Here is a 25997-nt window from a genome sequence, read left to right as displayed (position 1 = left end):
TTGCAGATGACGGAAGGGAAAGCCGATGTCTGATCCCATTGCGCCGTACCAGGACAGCAGCCTGTCGGTGGACCAGCGGACCGAGGATCTGCTGGGCCGGTTGCCGCTGACGGACAAGGTGGGGCTGATGTTCCACACCATGGCCGTGCCGGCCGGCGTCGACGAGGTGGTGCCCCTGTTCGGCGAGCGGACGTTGCGGTCGCTTCTGGACCGCGGCCTGCGCCACTTCAACATCCTGGGCTCGCTGGCCGATGGCCGCGCATTCGCGCAGTGGCACAACAGTGTTCAACGAGCGGCGCTGGCGAAACCGCTGGGTATCCCGGTGACGTTCTCCACCGACCCGCGGCATCACTTCGGTGACAACCCGTTGACGCAGATGATGGCGGGCCCGTTCTCGCAGTGGCCGGAGACGCTGGGGTTGGCGGCCATCGGGTCCGGCGAGCGGGTTCGGGAGTTCGCCGACATCGTGCGCCGCGAGTATGTGGCAGCCGGTATCCGGGTGGCGTTGCATCCCCAGTTGGATCTGGCCACCGAGCCGCGCTGGTCGCGGATCAACACGACGTTCGGCGAGGACGCCGAACTCGCTTCGCACCTCGGTGTGGCCTATGTTCTTGGCCTGCAGGGTGATTCGCTGGGTCCTGAGTCGGTGGCGGCGATGATCAAGCACTTCCCCGGCGGCGGGCCGCAGCAGGACGGCAACGACCCGCACTTCGCCTGGGGCCGTGAGCAGGTCTATCCGGGCGGCAACGCCGACTACCACCTGCGTCCGTTCCTGGCTGCCCTGGACGCCGGGGCCGCGGAGGTCATGCCGTACTACGGGATGCCGGTGGGCACCGACTGGGATGAGGTCGGCTTCGGGTTCAACAAGTCGGTGATCACCGGTGTGCTGCGCGAGCAACTGGGTTTCGACGGGATCGTCTGCACCGATTGGGGGCTGATCACCGACCACCCCGACCTCGGCGACCTCGGGGTGGCGCGAGCGTGGGGTGTGGAGCACCTCGACCCGCCGGATCGGGTGGTGCGGGTGCTCGAGGCCGGGGTCGACCAGTTCGGCGGCGAGGACTGCACCGAGGTGCTGCTGTCGGTGATCCGCGCGGGCCGGATCACCGAGGCGCGCATCGACGAATCCGTGCGCCGGATACTGCGGGTCCCGTTCGAACTGGGTCTGTTCGACCGACCGTTCATCGACGAGGAGACTGCCGCAGTCACCGTGGGACGAAGCGATTTTCGCGAGGCCGGACTGAAAGCTCAGCGTGACTCGCTGACGCTGTTGACCAACTCGGAGGCGCTGCCGTTGACCCGGGGCATGACCGTGTTCGCACCTGAGCTGTCCTCGTTGCACGGTTATGGCGAGAAGGTGGACTCGCCGGCGGACGCCGACGTGGCGGTGCTGCGCCTGAAGGCTCCGTTCGAGCCGCGGTCGGAGGGTATGGCGGCGTTGTTCCACCACGGTTCATTGGAATTCGACGCCGAGGAGGTGCGCCGGGTGCTCGACATCTGCGAGCAGGTTCCGACCGTGCTCGATGTGTACCTCGACCGGCCCGCGGTGCTGACCCCGTTCGTGGCTGCCGCCGCCGCGATCGTCGTCAACTTCGGGGTGAGTGAAACCGCACTGCTCGACGTGCTGTTCGGGCAGGCCGCTCCCCTGGGCACGCTGCCGTTCGACCTGCCGCGCTCGGACGCCGAGGTGGCGGCCAGCCGTACCGATGTGCCGTTCGACACCGCCGATCCACTGTTCCGATTCGGACACGGCCTGCGCTACCCGAAGCGGTAATTCGCTTTCTCCCACGGGAACCGATGTGGTCCGATGGAGGGCATGAATAGCGTCGTGTGGCCGCTGGCCGGCGTGCAGGTGGTGACACCGCGACTGACGCTGCGCTACGTCACCGACGAGTTCGCTGTCGAGCTGGCGATGTTGGCGGCCAACGGTATTCATGACCCGGCCACCATGCCGTTCAGTGAACCGTGGACGGATGTTCCGTCGCCGGAGCTGGAGCGCAACTGCCTGCGCTATTACTGGCGCAATCGCGCCGAGGCCTCGGTGGATAACTGGAATCTCGACCTGGTCGTCGTGGCTGACGGGGCGGTGGCCGGCAACTGCGTGGTCCACGGTGCGGACTTTCCCCGGCGGCGCAGCCTGACGACCGGGTCGTGGCTGGGCCGGGCCTATCAGGGCGCGGGCCTGGGCAAGGAGATGCGGCAGGCAGTGCTGCACCTGATCTTCGCCGGCTTCGACGCCGATGTCGCGGTCACCCGGGCTTGGCATGACAACGCCGCCTCGCTGGCGGTGACCCGGTCATTGCCCTACACCCAGACGGGTACCCGCGAGGAGCTACGACGCGGCTGCCCCGACACCATGCTGGAGTTCGCGATGGTGCCGGGGCAGTGGGCCGCCGCACGCCGCAACGACATCCGGTTGATCGGTGTCGAGGCCGCGCGAGAGCAGCTCGGGACTCAGCGGTAGTCGATGACGATCCGGCCGTCGATCTGGCCGCGCTCCATCCGGCCGAACACCTCGTTGATGTCCTCGAGGCGAGCGGACTCCACCGTCGGGTGGATCAGGCCGCGAGCGTAGAAGTCCAGTGCCTCGGCCATGTCCTGGCGGGTTCCGACGATAGAGCCGCGAATCGTCAAGCCCTTCAACACGATATCGAAGATCGGAGCCGGGAAGTCGCCGGGCGGCAGGCCGTTGAATACGATCGTGCCGCCGCGGCGGGCCAGCCCGATGGCCTGTCCGAAGGCCTGGGGATGCACCGCGGTGACGAGCACGCCGTGCACCCCGCCGGTGGCCTTCTGCACCTCGGCCACGACGTCGGAGGTCTTGGCGTTGACGGCCACCTCTGCGCCAAGGCGTTCGGCCAGAGCGAGTTTGGCGTCGTCGATGTCGACAGCCACCACCCGCAGACCCATCGCCCGGGCATACTGCACGGCGATGTGGCCCAGCCCGCCGATACCGGAGATGGCCACCCACTGGCCGGGCCGGGTGTCGGTGACCTTGAGGCCCTTGTACACCGTGACGCCGGCGCACAGGATCGGCGCGACCTCCAGCGGGTCGACATTGTCGGGGATGCGGGCGGCATAGGCGGAGTTGACCAGCATGTAGCTGCCGAAGCTGCCGTTGACGCTGTAGCCGCCGTTCTGCTGGCTCTCGCAGAGGGTTTCCCAGCCGGTGCGGCAGTACTCGCAGCTGCCGCACGCCGACCACAGCCAGGCGTTGCCGACCTTGTGACCGAGCGCGAGGTCGGTGACACCCGGGCCCAGGGCGACGACGGTGCCGTACCCCTCGTGACCGGGGATGAACGGTGGGGCCGGCTTGACCGGCCAATCACCATGGGCGGCATGCAGATCGGTGTGGCACACGCCGGAGGTCTCCAGCTTGACCAGCACCTCGCCGGGACCTGGTGTGGGCAGGGGAACTTCGCCGACCGCCAGCGGCGCACCGAACTCGGTGACGACGGCGGCGTGCATGGTGTCGGTGTCGGTGGTGGAGATGTCGTTGTCCAGTGTCTGAGTCATGGTGGTGTCCTTATCGTGCGGGTGATGTCAGAAGAAGCCCTGCGCCGTGGTGGCGTAGGAGACGAGGAGGTTCTTGGTCTGCTGGTAGTGGTCGAGCATCATGAGGTGGTTTTCGCGGCCGATGCCGGACTGCTTGTAACCGCCGAACGCGGCGTGGGCGGGGTACTGGTGGTAGCAGTTGGTCCAGACCCGGCCGGCTTTGATGTCACGCCCGGCGCGGTAGGCGGTGTTGCCGTCGCGGCTCCACACTCCGGCACCGAGGCCGTAGAGGGTGTCGTTGGCGATCCGGATGGCGTCGTCGTAGTCGGTGAACGAGGTGACGGCGACGACGGGTCCGAAGATCTCTTCCTGGAAGATCCGCATCGCGTTGTTGCCCGTGAAGATCGTCGGCGCCACGTAGTAGCCGCCGTTGAGGTCGCCGCCCAGTTCGGCGCGCTCCCCACCGGTCAGGACCTGGGCGCCTTCACTCTTGCCGATCTCGATGTAGGACAGGATCTTCTCGAGCTGGTCGTTGGAGGCCTGCGCGCCGATCATCGTCTCGGTGTCGAGGGGATCGCCTTGGCGGACCGCCTTGGTGCGGATGGCGGCCATCGCGACGAATTCGTCGTAGATGTCGGACTGGATCAGGCTGCGCGACGGGCAGGTGCAGACTTCGCCCTGGTTGAGGGCGAACATTGTGAAGCCTTCCAGCGCTTTGTCCTGGTAGTCGTCGTTGGCGGCGAGGACGTCGGAGAAGAAGATGTTCGGGCTCTTGCCGCCCAGTTCGAGGGTGACCGGGATCAGATTCTGGGAGGCGTACTGCATGATCAGCCGCCCGGTGGTGGTTTCCCCGGTGAAGGCGATCTTGGCGATCCGGTTCGACGAGGCCAGCGGCTTACCCGCCTCGACGCCAAATCCGTTGACCACGTTGACCACACCATCGGGCAGCAGATCAGCGATCAACGAGATCAGATACAGCACCGAGGCCGGGGTCTGCTCGGCGGGCTTGAGCACCACGGCGTTACCTGCGGCCAGCGCCGGCGCCAGCTTCCACACCGCCATCAGAATCGGGAAGTTCCACGGAATGATCTGCCCGACCACACCCAACGGCTCATGGAAGTGGTAAGCCACGGTGTCGCTGTCGATTTCGGAGAGCGAGCCTTCCTGAGCGCGGATGGCCGCGGCGTAGTAGCGGAAGTGGTCGACGGCCAGCGGGATGTCGGCATTGAGGGTTTCGCGGATCGGCTTGCCGTTGTCCCACGATTCGGCGACGGCGATCTTCTCGAGGTTGGCCTCGATGCGGTCGGCGACCTTGTTGAGAATCAGCGCGCGCTCGGCCACCGAGGTCTTGCCCCACGCCGGCGCCGCGGCATGGGCAGCGTCCAGGGCGAGTTCGATATCGGCGTCGGTGGAGCGGGCTACCTCGCAGAACACCTTACCGGTCACCGGGGTGCGGTTTTCGAAGTACTGCCCACCCACGGGCGGCGTCCACTGCCCGCCGATGAAGTTGTCGTAGCGCGACTCGAAGGACATCACGGAGCCTTCGGTACCGGGCCTGGCGTACACGGTCATGGCATTCTCCTGCCTGTTCAGACGACGAAATGTGTCGGTCGTCACTCAAGGTAGGGAGTACGGGGTTGCAGCACGGTTGCACGAAACCGTGCAACCTCCGGTGCGGATCAGCCCAAGTCGAGGTCGAGGCCGGCCAGGCGACCGCGGGCCTGTGCCTGCTGCACGGAGCCGGGTGCAGCGCCGTCGTGCAGGGCGCGCCAGCCGTCCCGATCGTCGCGGCCATCCGGGCTGTCCAGCCACCGGCGCAGCGCATCCGGCTGGCCGCAGGCCAGCACCGCGGATCGCAGAGTCATCGTGAGCTCGGTGCGGATCCGCGCCACAGCAGGCGACATCGATTGCGGGAGAAGCGGTCCCGCATAGCGATCCAGCGCTGCGCGGATATCGCCGGCGTCGATGGCCTGATACACCTCGTCGATATCGGTGTCGATCGGCACCAGGAGTCGGTAGGGCCGGGAGTCGATGACGTCGCCGCCGACGACTTTGCGCAGCCGGGACATCTCGGCGCGCACGGTCACCACGTCGAGGTCCTTGTCGTCGAGCAGCATCGCCAGGTGGTCGGCGGACAGCCCTTCGGGGTGGCGGCTGAGCAGCACGAGGATGTCGGCATGCCGGCCGGTCAGAGCCGTCGAGCGCGGGTGGCCCACCTCGTCGGTGACCACCCACCGCGGGCGCTCGGATCCCAGCACCGTCAACCGCGGCGGCCTCGGGGCAGCCGGCTGGGGCGAGCCGGTGAGCCGCAGCAGGGCCAGGTGGTTCTCGACGGCAACGACGGTGGCGCGGACCAGGGCCAATGCCTGCGGCGTGGCGACCCGCGGACCACCGGTGAGGTCGATCGCACCGATCTGGGCTCCGGTGTCGGGGTCGTGCACCGGGACCGCGGTGCAATTCCACGGCTGCACCATCCGGGAGAAGTGCTCGGAGCCCAGGATCTGCAGTTCGGAGTCGAGAGCCAGCGCAGTGCCGGGGGCGTTGGTGCCGGCGCCACGCTCGCTCCAATCAGCACCAGGAACGAAGTTCATCCCCTCGGCGCGCCGGCAGGCAGTGCGGTCACCTTCCACCCACAGCAGGGTTCCGTCAGCCGCAGTCACCGCGACCACCACTCCGGAACCGGCCGCGTCCTCGACGAGCAGTCGCCGGATCACCGGCAGGGTCGGCGCCAGCGGGTGGGAGTCTCGCAGCCGGGCCAACTCGTCGCCGACGGGTGACGGCCGCGCCGCCCGGTCCGGGTCGACACCTTTGGCCAGGCTGCGCTGCCAACTTTTGGCAACGATGGGCCGGAGGCTGGATTCCAGATAGGAGCCGTCGACCTCGCCGGTGACGAACAGTTCATGGACCGCACGCAGCGCCGCTGAAGGCCGAGGGCTCGACCCCCCGCTGGATATTCTGGATGTGCCCATCGGCGATCACACTCCTCGCGCGGCCGCCCCGGCCGTCGCGCGTGCGGCCACCATACGCCATATTTCTGTGCTGCGGGGCCGTGCGGTTCCGGGGCCTCTCCTCCACCGGAACCGCACGAAGTTCAGTACCCGGCGCCTCTCAACCCCACAGCCGGGCGGCGCGCCGGTCGGCCTCGGCGACATCGCAGGCACCGTCACGGACCGCAGCGCCCAGCCGAATGAGGATGTCGTTCAAGGCGGCAGCGGACTGCTGCCAGCGGGCCTGCTCGGCCTGGTAGGCGGTGGCGGCCTCGCGGGTCCACACCTGCTGCAGCGGCGCAATCTGGTGCCGAAGGTCCTCCAGTGCGGCACCGAGGCGGGCCGAGGTCTGTTGGATGTCGGCGAGGACAGTGGCATCGATCTCGGCGAAATTGTAGGACAGGATGGGTTCCACGATTGCCCCTTCTACAGTTCTGCCGTCACATCGCCGATGCGCGCGGCGTGCTGGTATGCGGCCTGCCGCAAAGTCTGTTCACTGTGCCGGACGGTCTCGGCGATGGCCGTCAAGGCTTCTGACAGCCGAGTGGACTCGGTGTTCCACTGCGCAACAACATCTCTGAATCGGGCTGCCGCCAAACCGCCCCACACGGATGGCGGCACGGACTGCATGCGGGCGATGAAGCCGGTCAGCAGAGACCGGATCTCGTCGTTGCGGGCCTGGGTGGTGGCCGCGATCGTGCGCATCATGTCGAAGTCAGTGTTGAGTGCGGTCACCGTGGCATCCTGTCCAATTCTTGATCTTCACAATGGTTTTGACGGCTATGGACGTCGTTCGGTTCCATTGATTTGTCGTGCGGAGGCGATGGCGCGATCGCAGACCGGACCGATGGCCTCGGGGCTGCCGTGCCCACGTTGGCAGCCGATGCTGATGCGGGTGGGGCCGTCGAGAAGCACGAACCAGCGGATCTCACGCCCCGATCGCGTTTCCTGGTAGGTCAGCACCTGCCGACCGGCTCGCCGGCCATCCGGATCGAAGTCGGTGAACACGCCGGGCGCTTCGTGCCTGATCGCCTCGTCGAGCACATGCGCGACCGTGTCGTGGGTCTGGCCCGGGGCATAGGACTGAGTGATGTGCAGGGCGTCGGACGGATCGGTGACGGAGGTGAGTTCCACCCGGTGCGAACCTGGCCCTGCGGTGACGCGGCGTAGCCGCCAGTCCGCGGGAATCTGCACGACGATACGGCCCTCCACCAGGTTCACCGTCCGCCCGATAGGGGCCTCGTCAGGGCGGGCGGTAACGAAGACGACAGCCAGGAGGATCGTCACCGCGACCGCGAAAGCGGCAATCGCGGCCGGTCGCTGTGGGTGCCGGCGCGGAGCCGCGCTCCGGGTATCGGGCGGCAGGGCGGCCGGCACCGAATCTTCGATCCGGTGCAGCTCGGTGGGGATACCGTTGTCAGACAGCATGGTTCGTAGGATCTGCGCCAGATCACCTGCGCCAGGCACCCCGTGCGGGGCATCGATGAGGACCCGGGAGGGGCTGCTGGTGGCCATGATCCGGGCGACGATCGAGGCCGGATCGGCGGGCCCGGCGAGCACGTCGGGTGTGGCGAACCCGCGGCAGATTGCCACCACGTCGGTGCCGAGTTCGATCAGCACTGCGGTAGTCCCGAGCCGGGCAGGTGTCGATCGCGGCTGCGTCGCGACGGTCGCCGCCGCCCCGCTCGCCCACTCGGCGAGCCGGGTGACGCGGCGGGCCGGCCACCAGGAGGGGTGGACGAGTGTGATGGCCTCGCAGGGCATGTCACTCGATGCCGACAGAATGTGCCGCCACAAGTGCTCGACTGATACCGGGCACTCGTCTAGCAGCACCGTGGTGTCGTCGATACCGGCGAGGGCGGCGCAGACCAGCGGGGGCTCGGCAAGATCGTCGCCATGCGGGAGGCGGCGTACCGCCGCCGGTCCGACCTCGAGGACGGTCACGGCGGGCTCCAGTACACCTGAATGCGTTGGGCAGCATCCGCTCTGATCAGCAGACCGCGGCCCGGTGGCTGTGGGGTGGGCCGGTGCCCACCGATCACCAGTCCCTCGTCGGGCGAGCCGCTCATCAACAGCGTGGGGCAGCGATTGTCGCGCAGATGGGTCAGCAGCGGGTCGTACAGCGCGCGGGCAAGACCGGCCCAAGGACGGGCGATGATTAGATGCAGCCCGATATCCGAGGCGTGCGGCAGCAGGTCGCTGACGGCGGCCAGACCGTCGGCACCGGGACCGGCGACCAGGTCGTGGTCGTCGACGACGATGAAGACGTCCGGACCGTCCCACCAGGACCTGGTGCGCAGTTGATCGACGGTGAGGTCGGCGGCCGGAAGTCGGTTGCGCAGCATTGTGAGCAGAGCCGGTAGGGAGTCGGCCAGTGCCGCGGGCGAGAACGCATACCCGTGCAGGTAGGCCGGGTCGACCAGGCCGAGCAGTCCGCGGCGGAAGTCGACGAGGTAGAGCTGAGCCTGTCGTGGTGTGGCACCGCGCACGATATCGAGGCACAGGGTCCGCAGCGTGGCCGACTTGCCGCAGTCGCGATCGCCGACGATCACTAGGTGCCCATCGTGTGAGAACTCCAGGACGGTCGGAGTCAGCTCCGGTTCGCCGATACCGATCAGCACTCCTGACCCGGCGGCGCCGTGGTCGACGACCTCGGCGTAGTCGACGCGGGCGGGAAGGAGCCGCACCGGCGGAGACTGCCAGCTGGCCGGTGCGGTGACGTCGCAGTCCGCGGAGGTGGCGATGGCGAAGTGGTGACCGTCGCGGGTGAGGCCGCGGCCCGGCATCCCGAGCGGGACGAGAGCTGCCTGCTTGCGGTTCATCTCGGAGTCCAGCGGATCGCCGAGACGCAGCTCCAGGCGCGTACCGATCTGATCCTTGAGTCCCGGGCGGATGTCGGCCCAGCGCCCGGCGGTGAGGATGAGGTGCACGCCGAAGGACAGGCTGTGCGCGGCCAGTGCGGTAACCCTGGGTTCGAGCTCGCCGAACTCCTCACGGAGGGACTGCCATCCGTCGATGACGAGGTAGACGTCACCGAACTCGTCAACCCCGCCCGCTTCCCGCGACCGTACGATCGTCTCGACATGCCGCAGTGTTGCGTGCACCAGCTCAGGGTGGTGTCGGGGAGCGACCGTCCCGACGTGCGGCAGGACACGAAGCGCTTCGAGCCCACCGCCGCCGAAGTCGAGGCAGTAGAACTGAATTCGCTGTGGATTGTGTCGCGCCGCCAACGCTCGGATCACGGTGCAGACTGCCTGCGACTTGCCGCTTTGCGGCGTACCGACGATCGCCACGTGCCCGCCTGCGCCGCGGGTATGGACGGTTAGCGGCACGCGGCACTGGTCGAAGGGACGGTCGATGAGGCCGATGGTCGCGCTGAGCTCCGGGTGACCGGCCTGGGTCAGATCGGACAGTCGTGGCGAGCTGGACAGCGGCGCCAGCCAGATCTGCCGGGCTGGAGTTCCCTGGCCGCTCAGCTGGTCGAGGATCGTATCCAGCACCGTGCGAGTGCCTCCGAGGGAGGGCGCAGGATCGGCTGCCGGAACCGAGGTGAACTGCCGGACAACGGCTTCGGACGTCACGGGCAGGGTGTCGACCACCGGCACTCCGAGATAGGTCGTTTGGAACCTGCTCACGCGTCCGTCGCCATCGCGCAGGAACGCCGCGCCCGGCGCGGCGGGAAGGTCGACCGCGTCGGGCACGCCGAGCACCGCCCGGGACTCCGCGGCGCTGGATGTCTTCAAACAGATCCGGTACGACAGATGGGATTCCAGCCCACGCAACCGGCCCTCGTCGAGTCGCTGGCTGGCGAGCAGCAGGTGGACGCCCAGTGATCGGCCCACCCGTCCGATCGTGGCGAACAGATCGGCGAAATCGGGCTGCCGGGCCAGCAGTTCGGTGAACTCGTCGACCACCACGAACAGGGCCGGCAACACCGGTAGCCGCGGATCATCCTGGCGCGCTTGCCGATAGGCGTCCAGATTGACCGCATCGCCGGCACGAGCGAACAGCTGCTGTCGGCGGTGGATCTCACCGGCGAGGGCGTCCTGGGCGCTACCCACCAGGTGGTCGTCCTCGGAAAGATTGGTGATGATCGCCGCCACATGGGACAGGCCACTGAGCCCTCGAAACGTGGCACCGCCCTTGAAGTCGATGAGGACGAGGTTGAGCTCGTCCGGCGGATGCAGGCAGGCCATCCCGGTGACCACCGTGCGGAGGAGTTCGGACTTACCCGATCCGGTGGCCCCGACACACAGACCGTGGGGTCCGTGGCCGCCTGCGGCAGGCTCTTTGATGTCGAGTTCGACGATCTCTCCGTCGGGCGTGCGCCCGAGCGGTATCCGTAGGGCGGTGTGGTTTTCGTGTGCCGGCCACGGCGGTGCCGAGCCGCTCCCGAACCGGGCACCCCAGCGGTGGGCGTCGTCGGCATCGGGACGGGTGGCTCGATAGCGAGCGAGCCAGCGGGCACAGTCCCGCGCCTGCTCGACTGTCAGCGCGTCGGGACGGGCGCACTCCTCGCCGGCCACGATGAGCCGGCCGGTCTCGATGAGGATTGACAGCGCCTCGACGTCAGCCGTCGAACCCATGCTCACAGTGGTCATGGCGGCGCGGTGCCGAGGTGCCCGCCCGTCCGATCGGTCGGTGACCACGAACAGGTGAGGACGGTGCGTGTCAGCGGCAACCGCCTCGAGGTCTTCGGCACGCTCGTAGACCATGGGTGTACCGGATCGGGGATGGCGGGTGTGCGGCAGCCACTTGAGCCAGTCCCACTCGGCACGCCGTGCCGGGTCGACCAACGCCGCAATCAGAATCACGTTGGGCGCGTGCAACACAGCGAGTTGGCAGACCATGGCGCGCATCAACGCCCGTGAGTCCTGCGGCGGGCCGGCGACCGCGATCACCGGGACACCCGTGATGGCAAGGGCGATGGGAACCTCGCCGACGATGCAGTGATGGTGCACCCAACGCCGGAATGCCTCGGCCGTGACGGGATCGAGGTCCGCGGCCGGCGCGGTCGGCGGAAGAACGATGGGACGGCACTGGCGTTGTGCGCCAACACCGATGCGCACGTGCCCGACATCGCGGTCAGCGGCTCGACGCTCCCACATCCGCGGTCCACCGACGAGTGACCACAGCGCGGTCGGCGCCGGATGCATCCAGGTGAGGACGTCCCGCTGGCGTTGTGCGGCCGCGTCCAGCTGGGCACCGAGATCGTCGAGATGCTCAAGATATCGCCGCCGTTGGTCGTCCAGTCGGGCGCTGTCCCGGTCACGCCCGCCGCGCAGGGCCATCGTGAGTGTTGAGATCAGGGCCAACACCGGCAACAGCAGGGTCACCGGACTGACGGTGGCCCCGGATCTGACGCTCCAGACGACTACACCGACCGCCGCGAGCACCCCGACGGCGATCAGTGCCGTAGTCCGGGCTGATCCGGCGACGTGCTCCGGGACGGGCGGCGCCGCGACGACGACCTCGCCGGTGGGGATGGCCGGTGGTGTCAGTCGCGCATCCCCGGTGAACTCGATCGTCGTCGCGAGCATGAACGGACGGTAGGCACCCGGTCGCGTCCCGGCAATTCACCTGTGGACAGCGGAGTTCACGCTCCCCACGGTGTGACTAGCGTCCGCTAAATGGCTGCCATGACCGCAATGTGCCGGGTGTCGATCAGGTCCGAGACAAGCGAAACAGACGTCGAGCTGCCGGCGGATCTGCCCGTCGGCGAACTGCTGCCGGGCATCGCCGATCTCCTCGGCGGGGACTCGGATGCCGGGAGCCTGCGGCTCGCCCGGCCGGACGGGACGGTTCTGGACGTCGCGGCCGCACTCAGGGAATGCGGAGTTCATGACGGGTCTGTGCTGTTCATCATCCGCCCCGATCTCGCGGCTCCGCCGCCGGTCCTGGACGTGTGCGCGACGGTTGCGCGCGCGTCGCAGGACCGTGGCCGTCCCTCACCAGGATCGATGTCAACGGCGCTGGTCGTGTTGTGGTCGGCGATCACCATGTCGGTAGTGATCGGCATGGGCTCGGGTGATAGCGGGTACTGCATCGTCTTCCTTTGCCTAACAGCGCTTCTCGCTCTGGCAGCAGCCATCAGATTGCGTGACCGGCAGATCGTGTCATCCGCATTCGGGGTGATCGCAGCGGCGGTGGCCGCCGCGGCGGCGTGGTTCACCGTTCCGGGAGTGTCCGGGTTCCTTCTGGCGTCGTCGGCACTGGCGGGCGTGGCCCTCATCGGCTGGCGGGCTCTGGACCACAGCGGAACTGTCCTCCTGTCGCTATCGGGTGTCGGGCTGGCCTCGGCGACGATGTCCGCGGCTGTGGTGTCGGGGTGGCTGCCGGCGCCGGCGGCCGGACCGTTGTTGGCGACCAGCGCAGTAACAGTGCTGGCACTGTCGCCGCAGTGGGCGGCTCGCGCAGGCGGACTCACTCCGTCGGCGCCGGCGCCCGATCTCAGGGCCGCCACCGCGAGGGCGCACCCCAGGCTGACCGGCCTGGTCGTGACTTCGGCCGGTACCGCCCTGCTCGGGTCCTCACTCACCGCCGTGTGGGCGGATGAAGCCGGCGCAGCGGCGATCTCCACCGGCGTGCTGTCTCTGGTTCTGTTGCTGCGCAGCCGTATTCAGCGTTCCATCACGGAGTCCTGGACCGTGCGGGGCGCCGCGGCCGGTGCCGCAACGGTGTGCGCAGCACAGCTGGCGATCAGCGTGCCCGGGACCGCCGACTGGCTGTGTGCGGTGATCGCCGCCGCGGCGCTCGCCGCGGTCGTGCTGGGGCCGTCGACGTCGCTCCTCTCTGCTACTGCGTCCCGCGCCTTGGCGGCTCTCGACGTTGCCGCTGGTGCGGCAATGGTGCCTGCCGCATGCGCGGCAGCGGGTGTGTTCCCGGCGCTCGGCGGACTGCTGTGAAAGTCCCAGCGGTGTCGGTGATCGTCGCGCTCGTCGCGCTGCCCTGCGCTCCCCCGGCGTCCGCCGTCGCACCACCGCCGATCGACAGTTCGCTCCTGCCACCGCCTGCGGTCGCCGCTCCGACGGAGCCGACCGAACAACGCACACCGTGCGCGGTGCTCTCGCAGACAGCGCGGGATGTCCGCGCACACCAACTCGATGGTGTCGACCTACCGTCATTGTGGCAACTGACGCGGGGCGCCGGTCAGCGCGTAGCCGTGATCGACACTGGTGTACAACCACATTCGCGGCTCGCCGCGGTAGTGAATGGCGGCGACTATGTGTCGATCGGTGACGGGCGGCAGGACTGTGACGGGCACGGCACCCTGGTCGCCGGAATCATCGCCGCACAGCCCGACGACACGGACCGCAGCGGGTTCGCCGGGATTGCTCCGGATGCCACCGTGATCGCAATCCGCCAGTCGAGCACCATGTTCGGGCCGGTATCCGACCCGTCGGTCCGCGGATCCGGTGATGTCGAGACCCTGGCGAAGGCGGTGCGCACCGCGGCTGACATGGGCGCCTCGGTCATCAACATCTCTTCGGTGGCCTGCGCCGACGGGATGCTCGACGACCGCGTGCTGGGCGCGGCGCTGTCCTATGCGGTGGACGTGAAGGACGCGGTGGTGGTGGCCGCGGCGGGCAATGTCGGCGGACCGGGTCAATGCTCGGGGCAGAACACCGGCGGCCAGACCACGGTCATCTCCAGTCCCGCCTGGTACGACGACTACGTGCTGACGGTGGCCTCCGTCGATAGTGACGGCAATCCGTCGTCGTTCAGCCTGCACGGACCGTGGGTGGACGTCGCTGCGCCCGGGGAAGCGATTGTCTCCCTGGACCGGAGCGGTTCCGGGATCGCCGACACCATGCCCGGGTCATACGGTCCGCAGCCGATCTCGGGCACCAGCTATGCCGCCCCGATGGTCAGCGGCCTGGCGGCACTGGTGCGGGCGCGCTTCCCGCAGCTCACGGCACGGCAGGTGATGGCCAGGATCGAGTCCAGTGCCCACAAGCCCTCCCGGGGCTGGGATTCGGCGGTGGGCACGGGCGTCGTAGATGCTCTGGCCGCGCTCAACGATCAACCGGCACCGTCACCGGCGCCGGCTCCTGCCTCGTTTGACGTGCCTGCCGAGAGCCCCGCGAAGGACAGCTCGGCACGGGGAGTTCTCGGCATGGGTGCGGCGTTGTGTCTGATCGGTCTCGCGGCGGCGGCCTCGACGCGGCTACGGCGTGGCAGTCCCGACGACATCCCGCGCTGCTAGTGCGGCCTGCCTGCTGAGTTCAGGTCCGGCGGGCAGGGCGGCGATGATCGCCCACGGGATGGGCGCCGGCGGATCCTGAAGTCCGATCGCAGCTGCCGCAGCCGAATCCCGCACGGGGAAAACAACTCCCGTATCCGAGATGAGGTAGCGACCCGCGGTGGCGGTGTTCGCCGACACGTCCACGCCGCGGCCTGGCGGGACGGCCACCACGTCGACGTTGGGGCCGTCCCCGTCAGCGGTGGTCACTGGCACGGCAGTGCCGGCCTGCGGCGCTGCCGTGCCGGCGGCGATCCTGACCTGGCCCTGCCGCCAGGTCGCACATACCTCAGTCGGCTGCTCAAGGAGTGCGGGGGCGGCGTCGGGATAGCCGGCTACCGGCAGCGCATCGACCAGCTCGGTGCCGGCGATCACCTCCGGCGACACGGACGGGATATCCGCCCCGGCTGCCGGGTCGGCGAACCGGATCAGGTCGGCGGCAAGCCGTCCAATCCGTTGAATGCCGTTCGGCACAACGACATAGAACTCATCATTGCCGGCCCGAATCGTCCGCAGCACTCCCCCGAGACGCACGCCAGCGACGTCGGCGGACGATCCGGTGATCGTCGGCGGTCTGATCGCCGGGGCTTCGGGAATGAGGGCCAGCAGCGTGGGCGATACCGGTCGCGGGCGCACCCCGTCGAGATGTAATGCGCGTGCTGTCGCCGGGTTGTCCGGGTCGATCCGGGCACGCCGACCGCCGTACAGCAGATACATCGCGCGGTCGCCGTGTGCCGCCGACGCCACCACCGCGGTGCCGGGCTGCAGGTCGGGTGGGCCATCGGCCGCGGTGACGGTGATGGCGGTCCGTCCGTCGGCGTGATCGCACACGGTCCAGCTCTGATCCTGTGGCGCGATCGGCTCGCCCACCGCGTCGGGCGCCCCCGGGATGCCCAACACCGGACCTCGCGAAATGTCCTCCAGTGCAGCGTCGCTGACGAGCCGCGGGGCCACCGGAGCGCCGAGGATGAGCTCGGCGGACACCCGGTTGCTCACCGGTCGCAGTGAGCCGTCCAGGCGCACGAACATCGCCCCGGATTGGCGCGACATGACCAGTTGGCTGTCGCCGGGAATCCCGGGCAGGACGGGGAAGGCGGTGACCACGATCCCGATGCCGAGCGCCAGCATGCATCCGCCGGCCAAGGCACGGCGATGGCTGCGCAGCGGATCCTCACCCGCCGGCATAGGCCGCCCCAGGAGCGCGTATTCCATTCGGCGCCAGAGGAATCGATCACCACTGGATTGCAGGCGAAGGGAACCGTGGCGCCGCACGCACCTACGGTAGGACAGATGCGGTTCGCACGATGTCGGCTCTCAACAGGCCGGTGACCTAACGCCAGCGGGCCCACACGTAGGGCACCAATGCCCGGAGGAAGTCGAGATCGGGCCCCTGTCGAGCCGCGGCGAAGGCTTCCTCGAAGTACTCCTCGGCGACCAGCAGAATGCCCTCGGCGTATTGCCGGGTGAACTCGATACTGCCGTAATCGTCCATCAGGGCCCGGATGGTGCGCACCATCTCGTCGGAGCGCTCCGCGCGGGCCAGGCCCAGGTAGTCGCGCACCAGGTCGCGGTCGGCGCCGGTGGCGGTCGCGGTCAGGTGCACCAGGGTCAGCGTCCGCTTGCCTTCGTAGATGTCGCCGAGAATCTCCTTGCCGTAGGTCTGTTCGTCACCGATGAGGTTGAGCAGATCATCCCGAATCTGGAACGCGGCACCGAAGTGGAAGCCGAACCGGACTATCGGGCCGAGGTCGGCAAGGCCGCCGGAACCGACCATGGCTCCGACCCGCAGCGGGTGGATGGTGGTGTACCAGCAGGTCTTGTGCATGATCAGATTGAGGTAGTCGGCCGGTTGCAGATCGGCGATGTTGTCGTACTGCCAGCCCGCCTCGATGGCCTGGCCTTCCAGCGTCCGCATGGCCATCGTGTCGAACTCGGCCCACACCAGGTCGGCAAGGTCGCGGTCCAACCGGCGGGTGGCACGGCGCAATACCTGGCCCGCAACGACGGCGAGCGCATCACCTGCGTTGAGTGCCGACGCGACGCCATAATGAGCAGCCAATGTCGGCCTGCCTCGGCGTATTTCGCTGCCATCGACGATGTCGTCGTGCACCAGGAAGGCGTTGTGAAGTAGCTCGATGGCCACGGCGAATCCCCATACGTCCTCGAGCTGCGCCCCGAATGCTCTTCCCGCCGAGAGACACAGAGCAGGACGCAGCGCCTTGCCGATCCTTGAGGGATACTCGCGTAGCGGTTCGTAGAGCCAGCGGGACGGCTCGCCGTCGGGCAGCGCGTCCAGCATGGAGCGCCTGATGTGCCGCGCGACATCACGAAGCCGGTCGTCAACCGAATCGACCAGGTCCGAGCGGTCTTCGGTGGCGGTCATGAGGAGGGACGCACGGTGAGCGCCACCGGCAACCACAGGTCCGGGTGTCCCGTCACAACAAGGGTGCCCCGATAGATCCCTGGCGGATCAAACGGTGCCACGTGAATCTTCAGTGCGACACCTCGGCTGGACCGCGCCGGTACGGGGACATCCGTGGGATCGCACTGCGTAGCGGCCGCGGCAATCACGCCACCACTGTGAGAGATCAACTCACCGCAGCGCAGCTGCACCACACCGAAATCCTCACCGGAGTTGTTGTGCAACCAGACTTCCCCAGACGCCCAGCCGTCACCGGTGATGTCCATATCGACGCTGCCCGCCGCCCCACGACCGTCGACGCCCAGAGCAATCCCCGCGCCTGCCCGACCCGCCGACGGTGCAGCACCGAGAAGGAATTGGCCGAACATCGACCACCACGCCCGAGTCAGGCGTTCCAGGTCGGGTCCTGCGCTCTGTTCGCGGCCGGGCGATGCAGTCTCGGCGTGGCCATTGGTGGTGGGCCGCGCACCCGCCTCGACTGCCCGGACAAATCGATCGACCAGTTGACTGGCAGCCCGGAAACCCTCGGCCTGAATAGCACTCAACGCCCTGGCGTTCGCGGTGGGACTGAATACCGAGGCCCACGGCAGATCCGCAATGGCACCGTCGTCGCCGAAACCACCCTCCACCTGGGTTCCTTCCCCGGTATTCACCCGCTGACCGGGCGTGTTTCCAGGTATGCTATGCCTCGATCCGGGCTAGGAGGGGGCGATGGCGCCGCTGCAGGATTTGCTCGCCGTCTACGGGGCGATCGACCAGTCCGTCGTGGCCGCAGATGACCCGCAGTGGTCGGCCCTTGTCGAGAAGTACTTGCCCGGTACCACCGGGCCCGGCCGCCAGGGTTGGTATGCCGAGATTCAGGGGCTGATTCGCCGCCTCTCGCCCGACGGTGCCGAGGTTGACTTCCCGGCGTTCACCGATGCCGTGACCAGTCTCGCCGATACCGTGCGCAAGGTCAGCCCGGTCGCTGCGCTCGATCTCGGCGGAAGCTCATCATCTGACGACCAACCGGAACCGACGGCGGCCGAGTTCGCCGGGGACTGGACGCTGGGCGGAGATGAAGCGCCGGTGTTCACCCCCGCGAACCGGGCGCAGCTGTTCTATGCCGGGGCGGTGTTGAAGGCGCTTCTACCCATTGCCCCACCGGCGGCAGCCATCGCGCTCAACGGGGCACTCCCCGATGCGCTCGATACCTTCCTCGGCTTCGCCGGTGATCCCACCGCAGAGGAACTGGCGGGATTCGACAAGTCCGCGATGACCACCGAGGTCACCCGCCGGATCGACCGCACCCAGCAACTCAACTCACTGCTGTCGACAAATGTGTTCTCCGGCAACGCGTCCTGGCCCACCCTCCTCCTCGACGGGTCCGACGCGATCCGGGCTGATGTGATGGCGGTTCCGCTGGTGTTCGCCGCCGACTCGATGTCGGTGACCGTCGATGGCCAGGCCGCTTCGACGGCCAGTGCGGCAGTGACCGAGATCGACGGGAACTTCTGCGCGGTGCTGCGCACCGACACGACCCGCGCGGGTGTGACCGTAGGCGCCATCAAAGCCATCGTCGATCCGCGCAACTGGGATCAGCTGAGCCGGTTCTTCGTCAAGATGCCCCCGCGCGACCCTGATGCGCGGGGCGCGAGTCAGGTCCTCGAGCATGTCAGCACGCTGCCGGACAAGTTCGTGCTGAAGACGGCACTGAAGTACTGGAAAGAGGATTTCGGCACGGCAGCACAGCCCGCGGACGTCGCCGGAATCATCAACTACGAACTGTCCGACCAGCGTGCGGGCACCGGTGACAGCGGTCTGGTCCTGGTCGACAACGGGTACCTCCACATCGAACCGGCCCAGAGCGCGGACGGTACGCCGGCGGTTCGGGTGCGCACCAGCAAGATGGTTGCCATTCAAGGCTGCAGCGTCACCGCCACCGCCATGCTCATCAACGTGCTCGGCTGGTCGACGATGGGCAACGCCATGTTGTTCGACTCGGCCAAACGGGCGCCGAAGAACTACCAACGACCCCTTGTCGGCTGGAGCACCTCACCCGAGGGCGTGGCGAATGCTGCCCCGGCAGCCGGAAATGCCAACGCGCCCGACCCTGCCAAGCAGGCACCCCAGCTACCCGCAGGCGCACTGGGCGGCCTGATCGGTGAGCTTGCCGGGATGTGGGCCGAAGCCATTACCCAGAGCGCTAACTCGGCCTCGAAGCTTGCCGTCAAATGGTCCAAGAACGAACTGACCGTTGCCGACCTCATCACCGAGAGTTCCCAACTCGGCGGCTTCCTCGCCAGCCAGCCGTGGCGCTACCTCGCCGAAGCCCAGCAACGACTTTCAGTGCCGCCGACCACCGGGCAATCTGACGATAACCCCGGAGGGAAGACACCGTGACGAACCCGAAGACCGAGCAGCTGACCGCCTCGGATCTGATCAAGAGTTACGGCGTCGTCGCGCAGTACTGCGCCGACATCTACGCCCGGATGGCCAACCAGACCGCCAAGGTCATCACCGACGCCGGTGAGGAACTCGGCACCGGCACCTACACGCTCGACGACTACTACAAGACCGTGAGTTCGTTGGCGAACATCGCACTGCTGGGGTGGAGTGAGTTGTTCGCCTCCACCCTGACCGTCGGCGGCTTTCGTACCACGCCGGTGACAACCTGGTCGCCCTGGTACCCGGTGCCCGGTGATCAGAGCCGCGCTCACCGCCTCACCGTCAGCCCGCTGTCCCGCTCGGTGTCCGACGATCCCATTTCCAAGACCCGATTGGGGCTGGAAGCACGCAAAGCCGACGGCTCGGCCGAGCTGTGCGCCGCCTGGGTGCTGCCTGCGGGCACCACCGCGTTCCGGCTGGTGCTCAACCAGGCCGGCATTCATAGCGGATGTTATGCGGGGAAGGCTGAAATCGCGGCGGTGCCGGACACATCGGGTGCTGCGGCCGCGGCTCCAACGGTGCTGGACGTCGAAGTCGACGTGTGAACAGTTCGGACCCGACAGCACCGGACTCGAACGACCGGGCCAGGATCGAAGAGCTGCTGGACCGTGCCGTCGAAGCAGTCAACCAGGGTGATCACGCCGCCGCGAGCAGGCTTGCCGAGCAGGTCCTCGCCGCCGACCGGGACAGTCAGGACGCCGAAGACCTGCTCAGCGCTCCCATCGACGGTGGCGAAATACGGCGCCTGACAATCATGTTCGCCGATCTGGTGGACTCGACGGTGCTGTCCACCCAGATCGAGCCCGAGACCTACCGGTTGGTGGTCGGACGATACCGCGACGTGGTTCGTCAGGGTGTCGAGCGCTATGAGGGCCATATCGCATCGACCAAGGGGGACGGCCTGCTCGCCGTCTTCGGCCATCCCAACGCCCACGAGAACGATGTCCGCCGTTCAGTTCAGGCCGGCCTGGATATCGTGCGCAACGTCGTGCGGCTCTCGTCGAGTGTCCGCAAGAAGTTCGGTTTCGACATCCACGTCCGGGTCGGCATCCACCGCGGGTTGGTCTATCTGGATACCGTCCAGGACGACGTCTACGGCCTCGGTGCCAACCTCGCCGCGCGGATGTGCGGTCTGGCACCGCCGGACGCCGTTGTGGTGTCCAACGCGATCCAGCGGCTGGTCGGAGCCGAGTTCGATCTCGAGGCTCAGCCTGCTCAGCACGTCAAGGGCATCAGCGGTCCGGTCGAATTCCATCTCGTCACGGCCGAGCGACCGCAATCGACGCCGATCGGTAACGGCCCGATTGTCGGTCGGGACGAAGAACTGGCCAGCCTCAGACAACTCTGGACACAGGCTGTGGCGTCCGAGCCGACGCCGCCGGGCATCGGATTCGTCGGTGAGGCCGGGATGGGCAAGAGCCGACTGGCCGCCGCAGCCGCAGGTTTGGTGGACCGGTCAGGCGGAATCACCCTGGAGATCCACGGCTCGCCGTTCCACCGCGAGGTCGGTCTGCACCCGATTCGCGTGCTGCTGGAAACCCGTTGCGGGATAACACGATCGACATCGCAAGCCGAGAAGCTGCGACTCCTGGCATCCGAGATCGCGGCGCGAAGGTTGGATCCGGAAAGCGTGGTGCCCCTGCTGGCACCCGTTCTCGGCATCTCCGAGCAGACCGGATATCAGCCCGCACCTGCCGATGCGGGAAAGCTGTACGCCAGAATCCGGACTGCGGTCTGTGACTACCTCATGAGCTGCGTGGGTGATGGCCCGGGACTTGTCCTGGTCGAGGACCTGCACTGGTTCGATTCGTCGACCCTCGATGTGGTCGAGCATCTGCTCCGTCGCGAGAAGTCAGGCGTGATGCTGATGGTGACGACACGTGATGTCGACCAGCTGCGCACCCTGGCGGAGTCGACCGGCCTGACAACGTTCGAACTGGCACCGCTGAGTGCAGCGCAGACCGACGAACTGATCGACGCACTCCACGCCGGGATGTCGAAGCAATCTCGGGCCGAAGTGCATCGCCGCTGCGATGGCGTGCCTCTGTACATCGAAGAGATCGTCACGAAACTCGATCAGCAACAAGATGATTCGGCGACCTGGCACAGGGTTCCCGACGCCCTCTACGAACCCCTGTTCGCCCGGCTGCGGGCCAGTAAGAACGCGGTCCAGGTGGTGGCCGCGGCGGCTATCGTCGGGCGCGAGGTGGATCGCGGACTATTGCTGGCTGTGCTGGATATGCCGCCGGACGCGGTCGATGCTGCCCTGTCGGAATTGGTGGCCACCCGCGTCCTGGTCCCGATCGCCGACGACACCTACCGGTTCCGGCACGAACTGCTGCGCGAGGTGGCCGTCGAGTTCTCACCGCCGAGCCAGCGCCAGCGTCTGCACGGACGAGTCGCCGACGCGCTCACCGACATCACCTACGAACAGCCGGATTGGAATCTGGTCGCGATCCACTGCGAGGAGGCGGGTCGTTTCGCCGAAGCCGCGCACGCCTACCGGCAGATCTCCGGTGAGGCCCGGCGGCGCGGCGCACTCCTGGAGGCGCGCCATCAACTCACCCGGGCGATCACGAATGCCGAGAAGCTTCCGGCAGGCCATGAGCGGGATCGGCGACTGGCCACCCTTCTGGTGCGGCGAGGATTCCTCATCTCGTCGATCGCCGGCACCACGAGTGCGGAGGCCGCTGCCGACTTCGAGCAGTGCCTGGAGTTGAGCGACTCACAGTTGACCGACGACCTGCGCGCCACCATGCAGGCCCTGGTGGGCTATTACCTGTCCCGCGGGCACATGAACCGGGTGAGTCAGCTGCTGAGCACCGGTCGCCTACTGTCCTCGGCCGGCCCGGACTGGATGCAACACGCGACCGAGGCGGGCTTTGCCACCGCATCCTGGTACGAGGGGGATTTCAGCACGGCGCGAGCACAGCTCGAACAGCTGGCCAGCACCACCAACGCCGCCGACAGCGCCGAGATCGAGACCCTGTGGTTCATCCCCCACGAACCGGGTGCGTCGTTGTGGACCCTGCTCTCGATGGCCCGCTTCGTCCAGGGTGATCTGGCCGGCATGGAAGAGGCGCTGGATCGGGCCCATGCCCGTTGTGCTGCAGTCGGTTTCCCGCATGGTCCGTTCAGCCTGGCGTATGCCCATTCGATGGAAGTGTGGATGCGGTATGAGTGCGGCCAGTACCGGGCCGCAGCCCAACGGGTGTCGGACCTGTCCGACATCGCGCGCCGGCATGGGTTCGATTCCTGGCGGCTGTTGGCCGGCGCCGAACACGTCCTGGTGAATGCGACGACCTTCCTCGCCACCGGTGCCAGCGCCCGCGAGTCCGTCGAGGCCCACATCGTTGCCGTCTCCGCCGTCGTCCAAGCCATGCTGGATGCCGACATTCCGACGTTCGTCTCGGTCTACTACGCGGCGTTGGCCAAACTGCTGACGGTGATCGACCAGCCACAGCAGGCGCGCGAACAACTCGACGCCGGACTGGCCCTGAGCGCCGAGCTCGGTGTCGGACACCACGACCCCGAACTGATGCGGCTGCGCGCACTGACCGTCGAGGGAGACCAGCGGCTGGCCGAACTCCAAGATACCGTCGAACTCGCACAGCGACGGGGCGCCGCGGTCTTTCGGCTACGGGCAGCCACCGACCTGTTCGAGCTCGGCGGCACGGCTTTTCGCGGACAGCTCGTCGACGCGCTGGCGGCGATCCCGGCGGGGAACTCGTGGCCTGACGTGTCACGCGCCGAGGCACTGCTCGGGTGAGCCGCGGCAGGGAGCGCGTCGCGATACTCGGCGGTGGCATGGCCGGTCTCAGCGCGGCGTGGCGCCTCAGCGAGCCGGGCTGGCAGCAGCGCTACGAATCGATCACCGTCTATCAGCGTGGCTGGCGCCTCGGTGGCAAGGGCGCATCGAGCCGGGGCCCGCATGGCCGTATCGAGGAGCACGGCCTGCATGTCTGGCTCGGCTGCTACGACAACGCCTTCGCCGTTCTGCGCGAGTGCTACCGCGAGATCGACAGGGCCACCAGCGATCCGAACTGTCCCATTCTGGACTGGGACGACGCATTGATCCCCGCCGATACCATCGGACTCGGCGAACAGTGGGGCGATGACTGGCTGATCTGGCTGGGCAAGTTCACTCAGAATGGTGAATTTCCCGGCGAGCCAGGGCTTTCCGGGCGGGAGATGACGGTCCCCGATTTCCTGCACCGGGCTGCCCGCATGGTGCTGGATTTCGCCGACTCGATACGCGACGTCGGACCGGTCGGCCTGTCGTTGACGACGTCTTCTGACGCGAAACCGCCCACACGGTGGTACGAGGTATTGCGAACCGGGCTGCTGGCCGCATTCCTGGCGCTCTTCGAGCCGCAGACCACCGATCGCGCACCCACTGATGTGCTGGACGACGTACTCGACAAGCTGCGTTCGGGTTTGGATTACGACGGCCGCGCCGACCACAGGCGATCGTGGCTCTTGATCTCGATGGTGACAGCGACCATCAGGGGAATGTTCGTCGACAAGGTGGCCACCGACCCCCGTGGCTTCAAGGCGCTCAACGACGAGGACTTCACCGACTGGATCATGCGCCACGGGGCGCATCCCGACATCGTTGACTTTCCACTGCTGCGCGGACTTTACGACTTCGTGTTCGGTCACGTCGACGGCGACCATGACCGTCCGCAGATGGGCGCCGGGACAGCGGTTTTCCTCATCGGACTGGCGCTGTTCCAGTACCGCGGATCGATCTTCTGGAAGATGACGGCAGGGATGGGCGATGTGGTCATCGCGCCGGTCTACCAAGCACTGCGTCAGCGCGGTGTGCGGTTCGAGTTCTTCCACCGGGTCGACGGCCTGCACCTCGATGACGACCGCCGGAACGTCGGGCGCATCACCTTGGGCCGACAGGCCCGACTGCGGGCCGATCTCGACCAGTACGAGCCGCTGACCCGGGTGGCGGGCCTACCCGTCTTCCCGTCGGCACCACTGATCGGCCAACTCGACGAGGCCGACCGCTACCGGGTCGTGGACTGGCACCTGCTCGAAACACCCTGGAGCGCAGCCGATGACGTCGAGACAGTCGAACTGCACCGAGGTGTGCACTTCGATCGGGTGGTGGTGGCGATGTCGGTCGGAATGCTGCCGTTCGTGGCCGAGGAGCTGATCGAGCACAACCCCGACTGGCGGGAGATGGTCGCCCATATCCGCACCGCGGCAACGCAATCGTTCCAACTGTGGCTGCGCCCGGACGAGAAGGCCCTCGGGTGGACCGAACACGGCGTGACGACAAGCGGTTACATCCCGCCCTTCGAGACATGGGCATCCATGGGCCAAACGTTATGGGCCGAGCAGTGGCCGGACTCGGAGCGCCCCCAGACGATCGCGTACTTCTGCGGGACGTTGCAGGCCGAGGATCCGCCCCGCGCCTACGATCCCGACTACCTGCCTCGCCACCGACGCCGCGTCATCGCCGATGCCGTCGCACACCTGGACCGCAATGTGGCGATCTTCCTTCCCGGCGCCGTCGATAACGGTCGGTTCTGCTGGGAGTTGTTGTGCGGACTCGACGGCGCCGACCCGGACAACGGCGCGCAGGCCCTGGCCACCCAGCACATCAGTGTCAACGTGGACCCATCCGACCGCTACGTTCAGGCGGTCCCCGGCAGCGACCGGTATCGGCTGCGGCCCGATGAGAGCGGTTACGACAACCTGGTCGTGTGCGGTGACTGGACCGACTGCGGGTGGAACGCCGGATGCATCGAAGCGGCGGTGATCTCGGGGCTCGAGGCAGCCAATGCCCTGCTGGGCCGGGGACGATTTCACCGTATCCGCGGCTGGCATCTGCCCTAGCCCTCCTTGGACCGCCGCTCCCGGTAGGCCGCGACGTGCTGGCGGTTTCCGCAGTTGCCGGTGTCGCAGAACATTCGCGACCGGTTGCGCGAGAGGTCGAGTAGCACCGCGTCACAATCCGAGGCCGCGCAGATCTTCAGCCTCCGCAGCTCGCCGGCGCGCACCAGGTCGGCCAGCGACATGGCCATCTCGGCTCCCATCCGCTGCGCCAGGGGGTCGTGGATCGACGCCAGGTGCAGATGCCACTCCGGCATCTCGGGGTGGCGGGTCAGCCAGGGTGAGGCCTGGGTGTCCGACAGCAGGGCGTTGATCTGACCCACCGCGCGCACCTCGTCGTCAGCGGCAGCCCAGATCCGGCCCAGCCGCGTGCGCAGGGTGTGCACCGAGACCAGCTCGGCGTCGTCGTGATCGCGCCGACCGGTCCATCCCCAGGCACCCAGAAACTCGTCCAGCGCCTGCTGGTCACCCAACTGTTCACCGTCGCTGCGGTCGCTGTTGATCAGAGCACAGGCAGCCCGCAACGTGAATTCGGTGTCATGACTGAAAAGCATTTGACTCATGACTCCTTCTG

Annotated in this window: 19 protein-coding genes; 8 read left to right on the top strand and 11 right to left on the bottom strand. The window is 67.5% G+C overall.

What is annotated here, in order from left to right:
• The first annotated feature begins 25 nt into the window (after positions 1-25).
• Together BN3385_RS08085 and BN3385_RS08080 are read left to right on the top strand one after the other, a co-directional pair.
• The gene (locus BN3385_RS08085) at positions 26-1774 is read left to right on the top strand and encodes a glycoside hydrolase family 3 protein (protein WP_059016028.1); all 1749 of its coding nucleotides are present in this window, start codon (positions 26-28) and stop codon (positions 1772-1774) included.
• Between the two features lie 42 nt (positions 1775-1816).
• Positions 1817-2464 (top strand): GNAT family N-acetyltransferase, encoded by a 648-nt coding sequence (locus BN3385_RS08080; protein WP_059016492.1) that lies wholly within the window; start codon positions 1817-1819, stop codon positions 2462-2464.
• Here BN3385_RS08080 and adhP read toward each other — a convergent pair.
• The 7 genes from adhP to eccCa all read right to left on the bottom strand — a co-directional run bounded on the left by adhP (position 2455) and on the right by eccCa (position 12022).
• Positions 2455-3516: an alcohol dehydrogenase AdhP gene (gene adhP, locus BN3385_RS08075; protein WP_059016027.1), complete on the bottom strand. Its 1062-nt coding sequence runs from the start codon at positions 3514-3516 to the stop codon at positions 2455-2457. The two genes, BN3385_RS08080 and adhP, sit on opposite strands and share 10 nt — an antisense overlap.
• Positions 3517-3543: 27 nt before the next feature.
• A complete protein-coding gene (gene exaC, locus BN3385_RS08070; protein WP_059016026.1) occupies positions 3544-5067 on the bottom strand; it encodes an acetaldehyde dehydrogenase ExaC in 1524 nt (507 codons plus the stop codon).
• A gap of 107 nt (positions 5068-5174) precedes the next feature.
• The gene (locus BN3385_RS08065) at positions 5175-6464 is read right to left on the bottom strand and encodes a helix-turn-helix domain-containing protein (protein WP_059016025.1); all 1290 of its coding nucleotides are present in this window, start codon (positions 6462-6464) and stop codon (positions 5175-5177) included.
• Positions 6465-6603: 139 nt separating this feature from the next.
• Entirely contained in the window at positions 6604-6897 is a 294-nt protein-coding gene (locus BN3385_RS08060) for a WXG100 family type VII secretion target (protein WP_059016024.1), read from the bottom strand.
• An 11-nt stretch (positions 6898-6908) separates the two neighbouring features.
• Complete coding sequence (locus tag BN3385_RS08055) at positions 6909-7217, bottom strand: WXG100 family type VII secretion target (protein ID WP_156432635.1); 309 nt, start codon at positions 7215-7217, stop codon at positions 6909-6911.
• 45 nt (positions 7218-7262) lie between these two features.
• Entirely contained in the window at positions 7263-8426 is a 1164-nt protein-coding gene (locus BN3385_RS08050) for a type VII secretion-associated protein (RefSeq protein ID WP_059016023.1), read from the bottom strand.
• Positions 8423-12022 carry a type VII secretion protein EccCa gene (gene eccCa / locus BN3385_RS08045; RefSeq protein WP_059016022.1) on the bottom strand — a complete coding sequence of 1200 codons (3600 nt, stop codon included), beginning with the start codon at positions 12020-12022 and terminating at the stop codon, positions 8423-8425. The genes BN3385_RS08050 and eccCa overlap by 4 nt, the downstream gene beginning before the upstream one ends.
• A 90-nt stretch (positions 12023-12112) precedes the next feature.
• Here eccCa and BN3385_RS08040 point away from each other — a divergent pair, with 90 nt between their 5' ends.
• The gene (locus BN3385_RS08040; RefSeq protein WP_059016021.1) at positions 12113-13387 is read left to right on the top strand and encodes an EsaB/YukD family protein; all 1275 of its coding nucleotides are present in this window, start codon (positions 12113-12115) and stop codon (positions 13385-13387) included.
• The gene (gene mycP, locus BN3385_RS08035) at positions 13342-14688 is read left to right on the top strand and encodes a type VII secretion-associated serine protease mycosin (protein ID WP_059016020.1); all 1347 of its coding nucleotides are present in this window, start codon (positions 13342-13344) and stop codon (positions 14686-14688) included. The genes BN3385_RS08040 and mycP overlap by 46 nt, the downstream gene beginning before the upstream one ends.
• On the opposite strand, the gene eccB is transcribed toward mycP, so the two are convergent.
• Genes eccB through BN3385_RS08020 form a run of 3 tightly spaced genes read right to left on the bottom strand, consistent with a single transcriptional unit; the run spans position 14650 to position 17775 of the window.
• Positions 14650-15996 (bottom strand): type VII secretion protein EccB, encoded by a 1347-nt coding sequence (eccB, locus tag BN3385_RS08030; RefSeq protein ID WP_286141682.1) that lies wholly within the window; start codon positions 15994-15996, stop codon positions 14650-14652. The genes mycP and eccB overlap by 39 nt on opposite strands.
• Before the next feature lie 58 nt (positions 15997-16054).
• Positions 16055-17107, bottom strand: a complete 1053-nt coding sequence (locus BN3385_RS08025) for a polyprenyl synthetase family protein (protein WP_059016018.1) — start codon at positions 17105-17107, stop codon at positions 16055-16057.
• Positions 17104-17775, bottom strand: a complete 672-nt coding sequence (locus tag BN3385_RS08020) for a hypothetical protein (RefSeq protein ID WP_082690395.1) — start codon at positions 17773-17775, stop codon at positions 17104-17106. Before BN3385_RS08020 ends, BN3385_RS08025 begins: the two co-directional genes overlap by 4 nt.
• Before the next feature lie 82 nt (positions 17776-17857).
• On the opposite strand from BN3385_RS08020, the gene BN3385_RS08015 reads away from it, so the two are divergent.
• Genes BN3385_RS08015 through BN3385_RS08000 form a run of 4 tightly spaced genes read left to right on the top strand, consistent with a single transcriptional unit; the run spans position 17858 to position 25426 of the window.
• Positions 17858-19528, top strand: coding sequence for a hypothetical protein (locus BN3385_RS08015; RefSeq protein WP_059016016.1), 1671 nt, complete (start codon positions 17858-17860; stop codon positions 19526-19528).
• Positions 19525-20118, top strand: coding sequence for a hypothetical protein (locus BN3385_RS08010; RefSeq protein ID WP_059016015.1), 594 nt, complete (start codon positions 19525-19527; stop codon positions 20116-20118). The genes BN3385_RS08015 and BN3385_RS08010 overlap by 4 nt, the downstream gene beginning before the upstream one ends.
• Positions 20115-23342, top strand: coding sequence for an ATP-binding protein (locus BN3385_RS08005; RefSeq protein ID WP_059016014.1), 3228 nt, complete (start codon positions 20115-20117; stop codon positions 23340-23342). The genes BN3385_RS08010 and BN3385_RS08005 overlap by 4 nt, the downstream gene beginning before the upstream one ends.
• Positions 23339-25426 (top strand): FAD-dependent oxidoreductase, encoded by a 2088-nt coding sequence (locus BN3385_RS08000; protein ID WP_059016013.1) that lies wholly within the window; start codon positions 23339-23341, stop codon positions 25424-25426. The genes BN3385_RS08005 and BN3385_RS08000 overlap by 4 nt, the downstream gene beginning before the upstream one ends.
• Here the strand turns inward: BN3385_RS08000 and BN3385_RS07995 are convergent.
• Positions 25423-25977 (bottom strand): CGNR zinc finger domain-containing protein, encoded by a 555-nt coding sequence (locus BN3385_RS07995; protein ID WP_059016012.1) that lies wholly within the window; start codon positions 25975-25977, stop codon positions 25423-25425. The genes BN3385_RS08000 and BN3385_RS07995 overlap by 4 nt on opposite strands.
• Between the last annotated feature and the right edge of the window lie 20 nt (positions 25978-25997).

It is taken from the genome of Mycobacterium sp. M26 (assembly GCF_001494595.1).
Lineage (GTDB): Bacteria > Actinomycetota > Actinomycetes > Mycobacteriales > Mycobacteriaceae > Mycobacterium.
The sequence above is the reverse complement of the archived record's forward strand: the minus strand, read 5'-3'. Positions and strand labels throughout refer to the sequence as shown.